A 17,798-nucleotide genomic window follows, 5' to 3' on the forward strand; every position below is an offset into this window, starting at 1 on the left:
CGCATCGGCATCCGAAGCAAACGCGGTCACGCCAACCGTTGTTCCGTTGGCTGCGTTTTCATTGACCCCATTCGCACCGAGATCACTGTCGGAAATCGCTCCTACATCGAATTCGTCGACATCGTCAATCGCGATGGCAAAAACGCGCGTCTGGAATGATCCGTCGGTGGAGGTTGCCCGAACCATGATGGATCGAGTGGCTCCGTCGGTCTCGCGATCGATCGCGCCGGCGACGGTGACAATTCCAGTGCTGACGTTGATCGAGAATCGACCGCCATCGTTGTCGTCCAGTGAATAGCTGATCGTATCGCTACCGTCCACGTCATCCGAGAACGCAGTCACTCCAACCGGTGTTCCGATGATCGAATTCTCGGCCACGGAATCCGACGCCACATCGTTGTCGACAATCGGCGTCGCACCGGACTCGGACACGTCGGTAACGGCTATCGTGAAGTTTTGCGTATTAAAGGATCCGTCACTGCTAGTCGCCCGAACGTTCACGCTGTGGCTGGAATTCGTCTCATAGTCGAGAGTCGCATTGACGGTAATCTCGCCGGTCGAACCGTCGATCGCGAACCGTCCGCCGGCGTTATCATCGAGCGTGTACGTGATTGTGTTGTTGGTCGCATCGGCGTCCGCGGCCGAGGCCGTCACGCCAACCGAGTCGCCGCTATTTGCATCCTCAGCAATTTCGTTTGTTGCGCCGTCGCTGTCAGTAATCGTGCCAACATCAAATTCATCAACATCATTGACATTGATCGTCATCAATTGCGTGTTCGAACTGCCATCGCTGCTGGCGGCTCGGACTGTAATGTCGTGACTGGCTGCCGTTTCCCGATCCAACAAGGTGCCGTCGGCCACGGTGACCACGCCGGTCGAACCGTCGATCGTAAACCGTCCACTAGCATCGTCGTCGAGCGAGTAGAGAATCGTGTTGTTAGTCGCATCGGCGTCCGATGCCAACGCAGTCACGGCAACCGTCGTTCCGTTCGCGGCATTTTCGTTAACGGAATTGGCAGTAGCATCATTGTCGGTGATCGCTCCTACATCGAATTCGTCGACATCGTCAATCGCGATGGCAAAGACTCGCGTCTGGAACGACCCGTCGGTGGAGGTCGCTCGAACGGTGATCGACCGAGTGGCTCCGTCGGTTTCGCGATCGATCGCGCCGGCGACGGTGACAATTCCAGTGCTGGCGTCGATCGAGAATCGGCCACCATCATTGTCGTCTAGCGAATAGCTGACCGTATCTGTGGCGTCCACGTCATCCGAGAACGCAGTCACTCCAACCGTCGTTCCGTTTGTTGCATTCTCCGATACTGAATCGTCAGCTAAGTCATTGTCAACTATTGCGGTAGCACCCGATTCGGAAACATCGGTCACGTTGATCGTGAAGCTCTGAGTATTGAACGACCCATCGCTACTGACGGCGCGAACCACGACGATATGGCTGGAATTCGTCTCATAGTCGAGAGCCGCATTGACGGTAATCTCGCCGGTCGATCCGTCGATCGCGAACCGTCCGCCGGCGTTATCATCGAGCGTGTACGTGATTGTGTTGTTGGTCGCATCGGCGTCCGCGACCGAGGCCGTCACGCCAACCGAGTCGCCGCTATTTGCATCCTCAGCAATTTCGTTTGTTGCAGCGTCGCTGTCAGTAATCGTGCCGACATCAAATTCATCAACATCATTGACATTGATTGTCATCAGTTGCGTGTTAAAACTGCCATCGCTGCTGGCGGCTCGGACTGTAATGTCGTGACTGGCTGCCGTTTCCCGATCCAACAATGTGCCGTCGGCCACGGTGACCACGCCACTCGCACCGTCAATCGCGAACCGTCCGCCAGCGTTATCATCCAAACTGTAGGTGATCGTGTTATTGGTCGCGTCAGCGTCAGCGGCCAACGCAGTTACAGCAACCGTCGTGCCGTTGGCTGCATTCTCGTTGACTGAATTGCCAGCAGCGTCGTTGTCGGTAATCGTTCCTACGTCAAACTCATCAACATCATTGACGTTGATTGTCATCACCGCCGTGTCGAAGCTGCCGTCACTGGACGTTGCCCGCACTGTAATGTCGTGACTGGCTGCCGTTTCCCGATCCAACAATGTCCCGTCGGCCACGGTGACCACGCCGGTCGAACCGTCGATTGCGAACCGTCCGCCCGCGTCATCGTCGAGCGAGTAAGTGATCACGTTGTTGGTTGCATCGGCGTCAGACGCCAACGCGGTCACGCCAACGGTTGTGCCGTTAGCCGCGTTTTCATTGAGTTCGTTGGTCGTTCCATTGCTGTCGCTGATACTGCCGACGTCGAATTCGTCAACATCGGTAATGGTCACGCTAATCGCCTGCGTATCGGCGGCGGTTCCATCGGATACCTGCACGGTCACTTCATAGACGCCGTTAAGATCATCATCGGTATTGCTTTCTCGATCGGGTCCGGAACCAAATGCTAGAACTCCCGTCGAGCCGTCAATCGTAAATAATGTTGCATCGGCTCCTCCGACGATCGAATACGTCAACGTTTGGGCTGGCAGGTCCACGTCAGTGGATGTGATGGTGGTGACTGCCGTCGAGTTCTCTGCCGCGTTGAGTGCCGCCGTTGCTGCGCCGCCGTCGCTGGTGATCACGGGGGAGTCATTGACCCCGTTTATTGTCACGGTGACGGTGGCCGTGTCCGTTGCACCGCTTCGGTCACGGACGGTGTAGGAGAAGCTGTCCGTAGTGCTGTTGCCGGACGCAAGTGATTCAAACTGGCCATTTGGATCGTATTCGTACGACCCGTCAGCATTCACCGTCAGTAGCGCCCCTGAGGCCAGAGCGAACTGCGTACCGACATTGGCTGCATTGCCTTCCACTTCGCTTACCGTTAGGACGTCGCCCGTGATCGCAGCAAAATTGGTGGCGGCTTCAGCACCATCAAACGCACTTTCATAGAACCGGATGATCGCGATCTCGCCATCCAGGTTGCCACTTCCCGCAGCTGGACCAGTGGTGACGTTGGTGTATTCCTTACCCAGCCCGGTTCCATCTGGACCAGCCCATCGTGTTCCATTGATCCCTGACAAAGGCGTTGTGTCCTGAACAGCCCCGTCCACATAGAGCCGGAGCTCACCAACTTCCAGGTCGATCACTGCGATCACCTGAATGAACTCTGCGGTTGGATCGGCGTAGAGTGTCAAAAGATCAACGGCAACTTCATCCGGCACCGCGTCTGAAGTGAGCGTGGCAAACCGGATGACCGAGCCGTCCTGATACAAGCTCGTACCATTATTGACTCCACCCGTTTCGAAAATTATGTGCTGGCCGGTGAGTGAGTCTGTACGAAACCAGACTTCGAAACTTGCAGAAGCGTCCGATGGGTTACCGCTGACGCTTTCGAGCGACGGCATCCAGGCACCGCTGTTTGTTCCGGAGAACGAATAGGCCGCAGTGATCCCGCCGTAAGAGGTCGTCGGCGATGGGTTGTAAGTGACCTCCGTCCCAAAGTTATCCAGCGTGAAGTCAAAGCCAGCTTCGGCCGTTGTATTTCCCCAGTTGCCATCGCTGTCCAGAAACGCGTCATAGTTCAGCGTGCTTCCGGGGGTTGCTGTAGCAATGACATCCTCATCCGTGTCGTTCGCCAATACTCCATCCGCAGCGACTGTTAGTACAGTGTCTTCATCCGTGCTGGTGTTGTCGTCGACACCAACGGGAAGCTCATTGACATTGCTCACCGTGACCGCGAGATCCTGCGAATCCGTTCCGCCTGCACCGTCGTTGACCTCGACAATCACTTGGTAAACGTTGTCGCTGCCGACATCCGTTGGCGTTTCGAAGTCGGGTGCGGCAATGAACGTCAGCACGCCGGTGGAACTATCGATTGTAAATTTTGCCGCATCGAGCCCGCCAGAAATTGAATACGTAAGAGTTTGGGCTGGTACATCCGCATCGCTGGCGACGACGGTCGTCACCGTGACGCTGTTTTCATCTACGCTTACGGTGGCCGTCGCACCGCCGCCATCGGAGCTGATGATCGGAGCGTAGTCATTAACGGAAGTAATTGTGATCGTCCCAGTAGCTGCGGTCGCGTCAAGACCACCTTCATTGTCTCTCGCAGCAAATTGGAATGTCGTGGTGCCAATCCAATCGGCATCTGGCACAACATACAAAGTGAGCGAACCACTGCTGGCAGGAAGGTCGCCCCCGGTCGTTGCCAATACTGTGAGAGCGGGATCAGTATAGAGAGTAACATTCGCTGGCAAATTACTAAGCACGAAACTCTCAATCGATCCATCCGAGTCGGTACCTGATAGCACAATGAGGGTCGAAGCGACATTTTTCGGAGCGGTTGTACTCGAAATTCCAGTACTCGGAAGCGCGTTCGTCGAAACCACGTTGATCGACGTTGATATCGTACTGCTAGTCCCGCCGTCTCCATCAGTCACAACGATCGAAACGGACCTCGTTGTCGTTGTTGGGGTAACAGTATCAATGTTTTCATACGTGATATTGTTCAGGACTTGTGTGACAGTCTCGGCGGTTGCGCTCGCATTAAAGGTAATCACAAGCGGGCTTCCCCCGCTGCCGCCCGAAAAGGAACCGACCAAGACATTTTCGTATAGTACGTCGTTGGTACTAACCGCCACTTGACCGGCCGAAATTCCTTCATGCAGGATCCCGAAGACATCTTCTGCTGAGTCACCACCGGCGGTAATGTCAACTGTGATCGTCCCGCCGTCAAAATTTGCGGAATCGACATCCGAAACGGCCGCAGCGGTCCCCTGATCCAGTAAGACGGCTCCATCGGCTTCGTTGTAGGTAAGCGTGTCGCCGTCAAGATCCGCCACAACGGGAATGTCGTTTGCCGCAGAAATCGTAACGGTGGTACTTCCACTAATCGACAACGCTCCGCCACTGCCCTGATCCGTCACATTCCCGTCGTCAAAGCTCCAATGGATTTGCACACTTGTCGGAGGGGCACCACTGCTGTTGCTATATGCGATCGATCGCATGACTTCGTTAACCTGGGCGTTGGTCGTTCCCGCCGCAAACGTCATCGTCAGCGTCCCGGCCGCGTTGGTATAGCTGCCAATGTTTGACGATGAAAGTTCTAATGCCCCTGTATTAAAAACCAAATTGCCCGTCGCGCTAAAAACGTCTTCGGCGTTCGCTGCGCCGTTCCGTTCCAGAGTCACCGATGCGCCACCGAAATCGTCGCTCCCGCTTAGTTCTGCATCTAAGATCTGCACGTCTACGTCAAGGACAATTGACGCCCCATCTTCGACGAACGTTGGGGCGCCATCGAGCGTGTCTTCAGGACCAAAACCTGTATCGAGTGTTCCGTCACTGTTCAGGCGAATGGTTATCGCATCGTAACTGGATAGTTCCCCGGTATAGCCGGAAAGTAGAATGCTGCCATCGCTCTGGATCGCAATCGCTTTGCCATATTCTTGGACGCCAAGGTCAAAGGTAGCAACACCTGTGCCTCCCGTGCCAAACCCCGTATCCAACGTGCCGTTGCTGTTGAATCGTACGGCCAGCACGTCGTTGTCAGTGCCGTTATGGGTTTCTCCGACGACAACAAACTTGCCATCGCTTTGTACTGCCAACTCCGTACCCTTGTCGGTTCCTAGTCCGATTGCCACCGTCACGTATCCAGATCCACCACCGAATGTCGCATCCAAAACACCATTGTTGTCGAAGCGTGCTACAGCGAGGTCCATCGATCCACTGACGGTTGCATATCCCGACACCAGAATCTCACCGGTCGCCAAGATCTCCATCCCTTGAATCTCATCGATCCCGCCCTCGAAATCCGTCAACACATAACCGGTTCCGCCGCCGCCAAAGCTCGTGTCGAGCGCACCCGTCGACTTGTCGTATCGAGCTAAGAAGAAGTCATAGGATGTTCCATTGTGCATTTCACCGGCGACAACAATGTGGCCGTTTGCATCGATCCGCACCGCATTGGCCTGTTCGTCCTGCGGGCTGCCGGTTTGGACAACGCCACCGGTGCCGAAGGTTCCGTCAAGGCTTCCGTCGGTGTTGTAACGGACAATCGTGATATCCTCGTTTCCACCCCCGCTAGACGCCATCCCTGTGACGACAATTTTGTCATTCGGATCAATCACCAGATCAAAAATTCCGTCCAGTGATCCACTGAAGACGGTGGTGATCATGCCATCGTTATTGCCGTCGCCATCGAACGTTGTGTCAAGCGAGCCGTCTTGGTTGAGTCGCGCTAACAGGAAGTCGCTACCGGTCCGTCCGCCGAGAACAATTTTGCCGTCCGACTGAAGGACCATGCCGTGCAGGTAATCGGCACCACCCGTATCGACACGCGCGACCCCGTCGGTGCCGAAAGTTGGATCGAATGATCCATCGACGTTGTAACGAATGATCGTTTGGTCATACGAGTTGGTTCCGGTTCCGTATCCTCCGACAAGAATCTTACCGTCATCCTGAACGACAATCGCTTGGACAAAGTCAATCGCGCCGCTGGGGTCGGTCAGGGCTACGCCATCCGGTGCAACGAAGGTTGGAGCGTCGTTGATTGCCGTGACGTTAAACGTAATCGCGTTGCTGGTTAAATCCCGATCTTGCCCGCCGTTGGCTGTCCCGCCGTCATCCTGAACCTGGAATTCAAATGTCGCGTAACCGGTGCCGGCTTCATCGACGTTCGGAACGTAAGTTAGAAGGCCGAGCGTGATGTCGCTGGCATCGATGTAGTTGTTCGCGGCAAACGTCGATCCGTTTAAGAGCAGGTCTCCGCTGCTGGGCAACGCAGTGATCCATACTTGCATAAAGGAATCACTGTCGATGTCAGAAAAACCAAAATCGGCCAATGTGAACGTATGGGTTGTGTCCTCATCCACCGTGATCGTCTTATCCGTTCCGATCGGGGCATCGTTGACCGGATCAACCGTGATACTGACCGTCGCAACCGATGAATCCTCGGTTCCGTCATTGGCAACGTAAGTGAAACTGTCAGCCCCGTTGAAATTGGCATCGGGGATATAGATGAATCCACCGTCCGACTCAAGATCCAAGACGGAAACTTCAAAGTTGCCTGAATTGTTGCCATTGAACAAAATTTGCGAGCCATCGGCGGACCAATCAGGACCGGAATCCGTGCCTGAGCTATTGGTCAGCCGCCGTAGATTGGTGCCATCCGCATCCATGATGTAGAGCTCGTTGTTTCCGTCACGATCGGTGCGAAATGCAATCTGAGAGCCGTCAGGCGAGAATGATGCGCCGCCATCCGATCCCGGATCGTTGGTCAGCCGAGTCTGGTTCGATCCATCGGCATCCATCAGATAAAGTTCGCTATTGCCGTCCCGCTCGCTAGTGAACAGCAACTGCGATCCATCCGGGGACCAGTCCCGAGCGCTATCATCACCAACGGTAAAGGTCAAACGAGTTTGGTTCGATCCATCGACATCCATGACATAGACCTCGTAGTCACCATCGCGGTCACTGCGGAAGGCAATCTTGCTGCCGTCGGGAAACCATAACGCTCCGTTGTCTGATGATGCATCATTCGTCAGTCGAGTTTGATTCGAACCGTCGGCATCCATCACGTAGATCTCGTCGTTGCCATCTTGATCACTGTGGAACAGGATCTTGGTTCCATCGGGGGACCATCGCGGCATTCCTTCAGTCGCGGTTCCCGTAAAGGTTAACCGAGTGACATTGGATCCGTCGGCGTCCATCACGTAGATGTCGTCATTTCCGTCTCGGTCGCTGCGAAATGCAATCTTTGATCCATCTGGCGACCACGACGCATGTCGGTCGTCGGCTGCGTTCAGGGTCAGGTTTGATTGGCCCGCGACACCGACCGGATTCAGCAATAATGTTCCATTGTTGGGTCCGCTAACCAGTCGAGCCGTCAGCGGATCGCCCTCGGCATCGGTGTCGTTGGACAGGATTCCCCCCGCCGTGACATCCAACGTGGTATCTTCATCGACGTTGTAGTTTTCGTCGTTGGTCGCCGGGGCGTCGTTGACCGGTGTCACGGTGATCGTGCTGCTGGCCGTGGGACCGAGTAGACCGAGGGCATCTTGCGTTGCTAATCCTATCACACGATCGCCAGCGGTCGGGTTCAGCGAGAGATTGTCGTACTTGATTCCCCGTATCAATGCCTGCAGATCAACCTGCGGCAACACACCGCCGCCATCCTTCTGGACACTGAACCCAGAGCCATCGAAGTCCATTTCGATATCCGTGCTGCCGACGGTTTGGACAACCACCTCGGCCGTTCCATAGGTAAAGGTGTAACCGGCAAAGACGACCTGCTCGTCAGCGCCGTCCGAGAAGCCGATTAGATTGACATTCAGATTCTGATAGGTGTTATCGTCGACGTCGGTAATCACCGCGTCTGCATCCGTCACGTTGACTGCGCCACCGGCTTCCGTGAAGGTCGTGGCAAAAGCTGTTCCGCCGCCATCGGAACCATTCAAATCGATTATTGGCGCGTCGTTGACCGAATCGACGGTGACGGCGGCGTTGGCGGAGTCGAGATAACCGTCCGCATCGCGAACGGTATAGCGAAAACTATCGGCGCCGTGATAGTTCGAGGCCGGGTCATAGGTAACGGTGCCGTCGCCGTTGTTGGTGATCGTGGCCCCGGCGGCGGTCGTCGCCGATTGGTCGTACACCTCCATCGTGATACGGTGGAAATTGACGCTTCCTTGTTGTGCCGACGAACCAGAACCAAAGACAACGCCCACCGTCGACGCAGTGGAATATCCGTCCCAAGTCCCGTCATCGACACGAACTCCATCGACCAGGAAGGCCGCGGTTCCAGTACCGGCATCGTAGGCGATGGCGAATTCGTGGTATTCGGCAATCCCCGTGCCGCCGCTGGTGATGGTGAGAGAGTGGCCGCCGTCGTTGTCCGGCAACGCCACCACCAGATCTCCATCAATGTTCAGGTCGAACCAAGCAAGGAATCGAGTCGTCCCGTCGCCGTAAGCAAAGTAGATGGCTCCATCGTCAGCGAGGTCGTCCGCGATCCGAGCTGTGGTCGACAACATCCAGCCATTGGCCGTCGCTAGTGCCGTGTCTGCTCCAGACAAACTGGTGGTGTACCTGACCGCTCCTGCAACATTGGAATTATCCTGTAAATTCCAGGCGTCGAAGCCGGTTCCAAGGTCATCGGCCACGGCGCCAGCCGTCACCGACCCACCGCCGATGTCGCCGTCTTCGGTTTCATCCAGTGTCCAGCTTCCGCCCGCCCCGCTGGTCGGATCGGGCGCAGCCCCGCTCGTTCCCGCGTCGTAATTGGCGACCGTGCGAGCAAACCCAAGTACCGTGATCGGCTGCGATTCCGGGTCGACGTCATTCGCCACAACGTCAAACACACCCGCTGTGTCCTCATTCGTGTTGAACGTGTCGTCCAGGGCATCAACCGCGGAAGGTACACCGGCAACGTTTACGGTTTGCGTAACCGCATCGCAGGTTCCTCCGTCGCCGTCGGTCAGGACGAACCGCACGGTACGGGCCAGCGTGCTCGGATCCGCCGACACATTCTCGAACGTGATGTTTCGCAGCAATGCCTGCGCTGCGGCGGGTGTCGCGTTGGCGTTCAGCGTGATCACTAGCGGTGTGGCACCGTCGGTACCGCCAGCGAAGGTGCCGATGGTAACCGCGCCGGCGCCAAAGTTATACGTTACGTCCGAGCCGCTGACACCAATTTGCCCGCCGCCCGTTCCTTCGTTGCGGATCGCCAAGCGGTCGTTCGCCGTGGCGTTGGCCGTGAAGTCAACGGTCAGAGTGCCCGTGTCGAAGTCGGCTGAGTCGGAGTCCGCCACGGTCGCCGTCGCATCGATCATCACCGCGCCGTCGCCCTCGGTGTAGTTCACTGCCGCGCCGGGCAGACCGATCGCGGGCGCTGTGTTTGACGCAGCAGCGGGCACCAGCGCTAAACCGTCCCAATCCTTGCTTCCATCGAAGCCAAAATCGGCACCTTCCATTAACAGTTCGACGGTTGCCGTTGTATTGCTAGGATGCACATCCAATACCAACACATCCTGTTGCAGGATTGATACTGAGTTGGTGCCCATATTGGCTGCGTCATCCATGCTGACAGCGACAATTTGCCCGGCGTTCAAAGAGGTTCCACCGAGCGTCATCGTCTGCTCCACCAGATCGATGCCACCAAAGTCGCCGAAGAAGTTGCTACCCCAACCATCGACGAGCATGAAATCGTTTCCCGCCGAGACATCGTAGAACCGAATATCCTGGTCCCCTGCGACGTACAAGAAATCGCCTGCCTGCAATGCGTTGCCACCCACGGTGACACTCGATTCGACGAGACTAAACGCGGTGATGCTAGGGATGCCGAGCGTCGAACTATCGATCACCTGCGTGAAGGTGCCGCTGCCGTAGTCGCCGGGGGTAGTGGGCTGGAAAACATAAACATCACCTGGTTCCGGACTTACTGAATTGGCGCTGGTGTAGGCCATGTTGGTCGTTACAGTAAACAGAACGTCGCCCGCTTGTAGGTCGACGCCACCCACGGTCATCGCGCTGCCGACGTAATGAATCGCGTTGACGTCTCCGCTGGCGTCAGCAAAATTCTCAAAGTCGATGGCGCTGGAAAAAGTGCCGTTGGAGGTTCCCGCTTCCGGTTCGAACTCCAAATTTGGATCACCCAATTTGATGACCGTCTGTTCGGTCCAGAAGGCTAACCCTGGAGCACCGCTGGGCGAGGAAACGTCGGCGCCGGTGGTCAGCCAGAGGGCGCCACCAGACGTATCGGCCGCTGCTTTGATGGATACGGCACCGCTTTCCCATTGAGTGGGTGTGGATACAGAACTGCTCATCGTCACGGACGCAGCACCAGCTTCGGTCGTTGAGACACCTCGGTGGAACACGTTCGTTTCCGTCCATACTTGAGATTGCCCCCCCCCAGTCATGTAGCCAACCGGATGGTTGTCCCAGTTCGTTACATCAATGACAAGTTCATCGCTCGCGCTTGATACAGAAAGCAATGCGATCGTACTGGTTCCACTCCCACTAGCGTACGTTCCGGTCGGAGTCGATTGATGGACGCCGTTGTAAGTGACTGCGCCTGCGCTGATAGCGGTACTTGCGTCAAGGCTCACAACGACGTTGGCTGTTCCAACGGTCGGATTGACGAGTCGCCAGATTTCAACGGCATGGTTTCCAGCGGTTCGCCCAACCTGTGTCAATGCAACACCATCGTAAGTCACACTCGTGACGCTTGATCCTAAACCGTCGATCGAGAGGGTCACAAACATCGCTCGATTAGAACCACTTGCGACGGTATGAGACCAAGTCAAGGTTGAAGCCGAGGTCGATTGTTCCGACGTTGCTGTCCCATTTGCTGTGATTGCCAGGACATGTTGCCAGTCGCGCATATCATCTGCATCGATCGCATCGACGTCGATCGCGCCGGTTTGAGCTTCAAGGTCCCAGTCACCGCCGAGCGAAGCGTGCCCCGTATCGTCGCTACTGGCAGCCACATCCGCACCCGTCAAGTCAGCAACTCGCTCGATGAACGACAATCCTTCGTGGGTGGAAGCCACATTGCAGCCGTACAGAAGCAAGTCGGCATCCGCTGATAATGCCGTTCCCCATGATGCAATGACATCCGCCTGCCACTCAACAGAGAACTGATCAATCCAAGTCGCACCAACCTGAAAAGCACCATCCACACCGTGCGAAAAAACATGAATCGCATCGATTTCTCTTCGCCCCACAAGCGATTCAGATATTTGCGTTAATCCATCCGTTTCCGAATCCAACACAACCACTTCGACACCGTCACCGAACTGACTGACAATCGACTGATAGTTTGCGACGTTGGAATCGACAAATACAATCTCACTTTGTGAGCTTGAAGTATCCGCGTCATCGGTTCGTTCGGTAACCCATTGCTCGTGATCGGGTTCCAAATCGTCCGAGGTCGCCAAGTCAGGATCAGAACTCAGGCCATCGATAACCGACAGTAGGTCGCCATTAACTTGGTCTAGTAGAGCCTGAGTGTCACTGGGCGTGCGTAACTCTTCTGCGAAGGTTTCAGCTTGGTCCGTTTCCGAAATTGCATCAGCGGACTGGGATGATGACGGCGAAGCAGCGTCCTGGTTAACATCTGCTTCAGGCGCAGCGACGATCGCGATCGGTGATGCACTCATCAGCACACGATCTTCGAGTTGGGTTAGTTCAGTGAACTTTCCCGTTTGCGTTTCGGTTTGGAAAGCACGTTCGGCTGACGCTTTAAGCTCGTCGAAAGCTAGGCGTGCTTGAATCCACCAATCATTAACGGTCATTGTCCGTATCATTTTTGAAGTCCATTGCGCTCCGTTTTTTGCGCAATGCATCAATGAAACGTTACAACATGCATAGGTGGATGAGCGAAAGTGGTTTTCGGCGGGAGCGGAGAAACCACGCCGATTTCAATCGCAAGGATGAATGTTCGGATTTTGAGGATTGATCTTGTTGTTGAAGCCGGGGAATACGTAACGCTACCCGGGCGAGAAGGAAACTCGTCGGCGTTTACAATCAGAAACTTCGTTACTACCGGCACCTTCTCTTTTGGGGGGCACCGTAACGAAATCGAATTTAGATGTGTGACTTTTGAATTACGAAAGCCGTTACGTGTCATCACCCACAAAGTCATCAGGCTGATTCTGCATTCCTTTTGTCATCACCGGTTAGCTGTTCGCCTGATCGGACTCCAGCCACGCGTTGTTGGAACCACTTTGAGACGCGGCTCGTGACGGCGTCCCGATCAGCTCAAAATGCGGCTCGTAGGCGAACTCCGAAGAATCCGAGCCCATCAACATCTGGGTTGAACGCCGGATCGACGACCAGTGGAATGTCCGGTGTCACTGTGAAAAACTCAGTCAGCTAAAAGCGATAGAACAGCTCGTTGGTGAAATGCTCACGCAGGCTTCCGTCGGCAGGTTTCCCCCAGCCGATGCCAATGCCGTCGACATCTCAATTTTCTTGCTGATGGCCGAGTCCTGTACTGAAGGATGTCTGCAGCCAACTACCCAGCAACGCTGCACGGCCCGCCGAATTTCAGGATGTCCTGATAAATGCTGGGCTGGACGACAACACCGTCAAACGGACGCCCCGAAATGGCCGCATTCTGAGCCGGCCCGTCTTGCGCAATCATTTGCGTCCCCGCGACAACGGGCGTAGGCAACGGACCGAATCATCCCTGATTTCGACATGTTCATGCATAATCGATCGGAAACGCGACTTGATACGCGTTAACGAACATCCGCGAGATCGGGTTAAGTGACCTCAAAGGAGAAAGAAATACGTACTAGGATGTCGATCTCTAAGCACTCGTAGCTTCTGCTCACCGCCCGCCTACTCTTGCGGCGAAAGCGTTCGACGTTGCTCCATGGCTGCGAACCGCGCTTGCAACTGGTGATACTCGCAACAGTAACCGGCGAAGTCATTGAGTCGTTGATGATCGCCCCACCAAAATTGCTCGGATAAATTTTGCTTTGGCGTCAACTTGGATTGATCTTCACTGGCTGGTAAATTCGGTGCGGCATTCTTGCGTGGCGCGACGCCACCGGAATCAATCGTAAAGGTTTTTAGCCACATCTCTTTCGTCGCAGGAACGAATCGGCCCTTCTCTTCAACTGCAAAGCGAATCGGTTGCCCAGGCGTGACTCCTTTGAGCACCTTGGAATCACTCACCACAATTTGTCCAAAAACTAGAACGTGGGGAAGCCCGGACGAGGGCAACCCATTCTTGCCTGCGGCATACTCAGAGTTCTCCTTCACTGTTTGGGGATCGAAGACAACAATGTCAGCGATCTTTCCTTCTTGCATCCGGCCGCGCACCTGCATCGCCTTGATCCCCGTGTCGCCCAGGTGCTTGGCCGTCCAGTAACTCAGTTGAGAGAGAGTGTGCATCAAAGGAACATTGGCCTCCCTGCCAAGTCGCAGCACTTTCGCGTGCGATCCAGAGCTCCGTGGATGTCCGGCGTAGTCTTCGAACGGTGAATCCCATGTCAGTTGTTCCCCCTTGCTGTTGACAGTCGGCATCCCATCACCCGCAACCACGAAATGAGGCAGCTTGATCCATTCTTTCAACCACTCCTTGCGCGGTGGACTAAATGCGACCAGCATGTAACCGGGATCCTCTTTGGCCAGTTTGAGGAACTCGTCCTTGGTCAAGTACTTGTCATTTTGTGGATCGTAGATTGTTTCTTCGTACTTATAGCCCATCGACGTTTCCCACGTTGCCGGCGCAAGAATCGAAGCGCCGGCATTTCCGGATCCGGCATCCCACGGGTACCAAGTTGACCAGATGTTGTAGCCCTTCTCGCGAGCAAGCTGGGTCTTCTCCTCAATCTCCCACCATCCGTAATCATTGTTGTGGTGAATCTGCAGCGGCGCATCAAGCAGCATCGCGTTGACAATGATCTCGTTGGCCCCGGTCGGCCCTTCCGTAGGCGTCGATGCGCTGGGGTGAAACCGATGATGGACTGCCGTCAACCGGCCGTAACGCGCCGCGGCACGCTGAGCTTCAAGCATCTCATAGGTTGTGATCCCGTGCTGGGCATAGCCGATGGTCGAACCAACCCCGAGAGCCCCTTCTCTTAGTCCTTCGTCGAGGGTAGCCGAAATCTTGTTCATTTGCTCGGTCGTGCTTCGCGTCACGGACCATCCGTCAACGCCATCTTTGGCAGCCTCGGCACGGAAATCAAAAAAGAACGGCATCGAAACGTCGGGGCCTTCAAGTTTCAACCCATCGTGTACTCGCATTCGTGAGAACTCTTGACCCACAACCGTCCCGAAGTTCGCTTGAAGTTTCCCATCGCGTTTTGCATACCACTGACTGATATTCAACGCTCCCACCTCGAAATCCATCTGTGTGGTCACGCCGTCACGCAGATTAACCTTGATACCCCAATCGGTCAGGCCATGTTGTTCGGTGTCAATGAATCCCGCCGCTACAACATGTCCGGTGGCGTTGATCGTTTGCTTGCCACTAATCGGGTCCTTGGTGATTTTTGTGATCCAGCCGCCTTGAATGCCGATATTGGCAACTTCGTCGAAATCCGTTTCGGGATCCATCACTCGTCCGTTAAGGATAACGACGTCGTATTCCTGTGCTTCGGTTTGCGAAATGCCGCAAAGCCAGAACGCAAGAAGGATGCTGTATGACGCGAGTGCGCAAAATAATCTAATTCTCATTAGAAACTCCGGGGCGGAATGGATGTAGAGGACAAGAGGATACGCAATCGCATGGTCCAAAGGGTCAATAACGGCGAATCGACATCCGCTGTTATCTCCGCCACAGGATGAAAAGCAACGCGGCTTCAATGTGTACTCATGCGAACTTGGAAACGGCACCATACCATGGCTGATGACACGTTCATTTCCAATTCCCGGCATAACAGTGCAAGAATCCCAAAAACTCTACCGCTGATTCAAACTGGCCGTCTCTGGCCCGTGTTGGAATCGCGTGTTGAACTTCATGCTCGCGAGTCTAAGACGCAAATTTAAATAGAGCACGCTCGCTGGCAAAGCGAAGCGAGAAGGACAGTGGGGCAATCGGCTTGCCAAGATCGGGGAACTGCGGCTAGGGCCAACGGAACTGCGTCCCCCCCAAGAGCCTCCGCGTCACAATCGATACATGAAAGACCCCGCCACTGCCGGGTAACCGTACGCCAGACCCGTTGTAGGCGCGGGAACTATGGCGACCGGTGGAAGCCATGTCCTGATTGTAGAATATTGCCGACTTTTGAAATAGCGGTCATTTTTGTTTTGCCAACGCGGCGGCGAATTCACTCTTAAGCTGGTCGAGTGTCTGGCGACTGGCGGTGCGGATCGAATCCAGTTCCGCCAGCAACGCATCCGGATCGCCGGGACCAGTGCCAGTATTGTGAGGGTTCTTGATGTCTAGGTTGTAGCCGTTCTGTTTGATCTCGGTGGCGTTGACTTTCCAAGCTCGCTCACTCGCTTGGCGCCCTTTGAATCCACGAACTGAGAAAGTCTCCGGGGACACGCTACGCAGCCTCGCACCGCGGGTCGGTGTCGGCTTCACCTACCTCAGCAAAGTCAAAAGCGGCAAACTGGGCTACGCGGATTCCCCCTCCGCGGAACTTATCATCCGCATCGCCGAAACGCTCGACACCGACGAACGGACGCGGATGGTAGGCCGCATCCCCGACTCGATCGCTGAACGCATCCTTAAACAACCGGAGGCGTTTCGGCGATCAGCTAAATGCAACGACATGCAGCTGAGAAAGTTTGCCGCCCAAGCAGACTAGACAGATGCTTTCTCGACAAAATTGTGGGTGCGTTGACCCCACAATCCATCGACTCGGTAAAACCGATTCTAGAGAAACTTTCGTACACGCACATCGAACAGATTGTTGATCTGGACGACGATTCCAAGCGGGCGTTTTATCTAACGCAATGCGTGCAGGGAAATTGGTCGGTTCGTGAACTCAAGCGACAAATCACCCGTCGGCGTCCTGCTCTGCACGCAAAAGGACCACACGCTTGCCGAGCACGCTCTCGCAGGCATGGATAACCAACTGTTGATTTCAAAGTATCAATTGGAGTTGCCCACGAAAGAAGAGCTTCAAGCATTTGTCGACCAGCAAGCCGGTTAACTCAAGTAACTGCCCACTGCCCACTGCATAGCCATGGAAACAAGCACCTAAAGAAATATGCCTCTGAGGCACGTCGTGACTTCATTACTGCGGTGAAGAGCAAGGCGGCAGTGTACGGGTTGTTGTCCGATGGGGAAATTCTTCCGATGCAGGAACAGGGCGATCAGGCCATCATCGGATATCGTCCCTTTCCACCATCAGTTGCCAAGCCGCGGCATCGCGGTCGGCCAATAAAAGTGGCATCGACTGCGTCAACGTTAACGAAAACTTCTACGATCTGAGATTACAGAAACCGTCAGCGACATCGCCGTTGGTGTGCAGTCAACCAGTTGATGCCACGCATGTGCTGCCGAATCTTGAGGATGTGAAGTTAAAAAAGTCAGCTTCCTGACTGATACCCTGAGTGGACTTCTGGAAAAACCCGCTGAGGTTAGCAGGGGGCTTCGAGCGACGTCGATCTTCATGATGCCCGTCTTTATTTGGATCATGCTGTTTGTCGGACTCTATACAGGAGAAGGACCCCAGCAATAGTATGGTTCGCTGGGATGGATCATCACATACACCGTTGCTTGGGTACTGGCCAGCAACCCCCTGATCCAATTTCAGGAACTGCCGCTTCGTACTCCGATGAGTCACGCCAATTTCAGATTGGCGGTTGTCAATACCAATGGAGAACTCGCTTCCAATCGCAACTGCTTGTCCGTTGGGCAATCGTATGGCTTCCGCTGCTTCTTCCCTTGGGTTTCTTAGCTCTATGGATGAACCGGGCGGAGACTATCGTATTTGTTTCTGCTTAGGTATTGTCATATGTCGTGTTCTTGAATATCCGAAAAAGGTGGCGCATCCTGCTGGAATCATCACACCCCAGCGACCCGAAATGGGCACAAGGACACGTCATTAATAAAACTAAGACAGACCGATCAGCGGTGCCAGTCGACGAACATCTCGATCCCGAAGTGATTTCCTTTCGGGCCAAGTTTGATCAAAAGAGTCCGCTCGATGAAATTGTCCGAGAAGGAGCTTTTGCAAAGGAGCCGATGTTGCCGCATTTGGACGAAGATCCTGTAAATCGCATTCATAGGAATGGATGCTGAAATATTTTCAAATGTTGCAAAGGGATTTGTGGACGGTGAGACAAGCCGATTCGTGCGTTGAATAGGCGGCACTCACACGATGCGTTATAATGAAGTCTATTCCAG

Annotated in this window: 5 protein-coding genes and 1 pseudogene; 2 read left to right on the forward strand and 4 right to left on the reverse strand. The window is 54.9% G+C overall.

Translation table 11 applies throughout. The annotated features are described in order from the left end of the window. The 4 genes from CA13_RS29570 to CA13_RS35860 all read right to left on the reverse strand — a co-directional run. Positions 1 to 12,288: cadherin domain-containing protein (locus CA13_RS29570; RefSeq protein ID WP_419194997.1), on the reverse strand; the 12,288-nt coding region annotated here is incomplete at its 3' end. 1,039 nt (positions 12,289 to 13,327) lie between these two features. Continuing rightward, positions 13,328 to 15,172, reverse strand: coding sequence for an amidohydrolase family protein (locus CA13_RS29575; protein ID WP_419194998.1), 1,845 nt, complete (start codon positions 15,170 to 15,172; stop codon positions 13,328 to 13,330). Positions 15,173 to 15,734: 562 nt separating this feature from the next. Continuing rightward, positions 15,735 to 15,986: a hypothetical protein gene (locus CA13_RS29580; protein WP_419194999.1), complete on the reverse strand. Its 252-nt coding sequence runs from the start codon at positions 15,984 to 15,986 to the stop codon at positions 15,735 to 15,737. Between the two features lies 1 nt (position 15,987). Further along, entirely contained in the window at positions 15,988 to 16,179 is a 192-nt protein-coding gene (locus CA13_RS35860; protein ID WP_419195000.1) for a hypothetical protein, read from the reverse strand. A 26-nt stretch (positions 16,180 to 16,205) separates the two neighbouring features. On the opposite strand from CA13_RS35860, the pseudogene CA13_RS35865 reads away from it, so the two are divergent. Together CA13_RS35865 and CA13_RS29595 are read left to right on the forward strand one after the other, a co-directional pair. Further along, positions 16,206 to 16,391, forward strand: a pseudogene (locus CA13_RS35865) (hypothetical protein); the annotation flags it as partial. Between the two features lie 34 nt (positions 16,392 to 16,425). After that, a complete protein-coding gene (locus CA13_RS29595; protein WP_419195001.1) occupies positions 16,426 to 16,599 on the forward strand; it encodes a PDDEXK nuclease domain-containing protein in 174 nt (57 codons plus the stop codon). Positions 16,600 to 17,798 lie beyond the last annotated feature (1,199 nt).

This window comes from Novipirellula herctigrandis (assembly GCA_007859835.1).
Classification (GTDB): Bacteria; Planctomycetota; Planctomycetia; order Pirellulales; family Pirellulaceae; genus Novipirellula_A; species Novipirellula_A herctigrandis.

Bases quoted from the DNA above. Each gene is read 5' to 3' on its own strand.
- CA13_RS29575 (WP_419194998.1), bottom strand. From the start codon at position 15,172: ATGAGAATTAGATTATTTTGCGCACTCGCGTCATACAGCATCCTTCTT.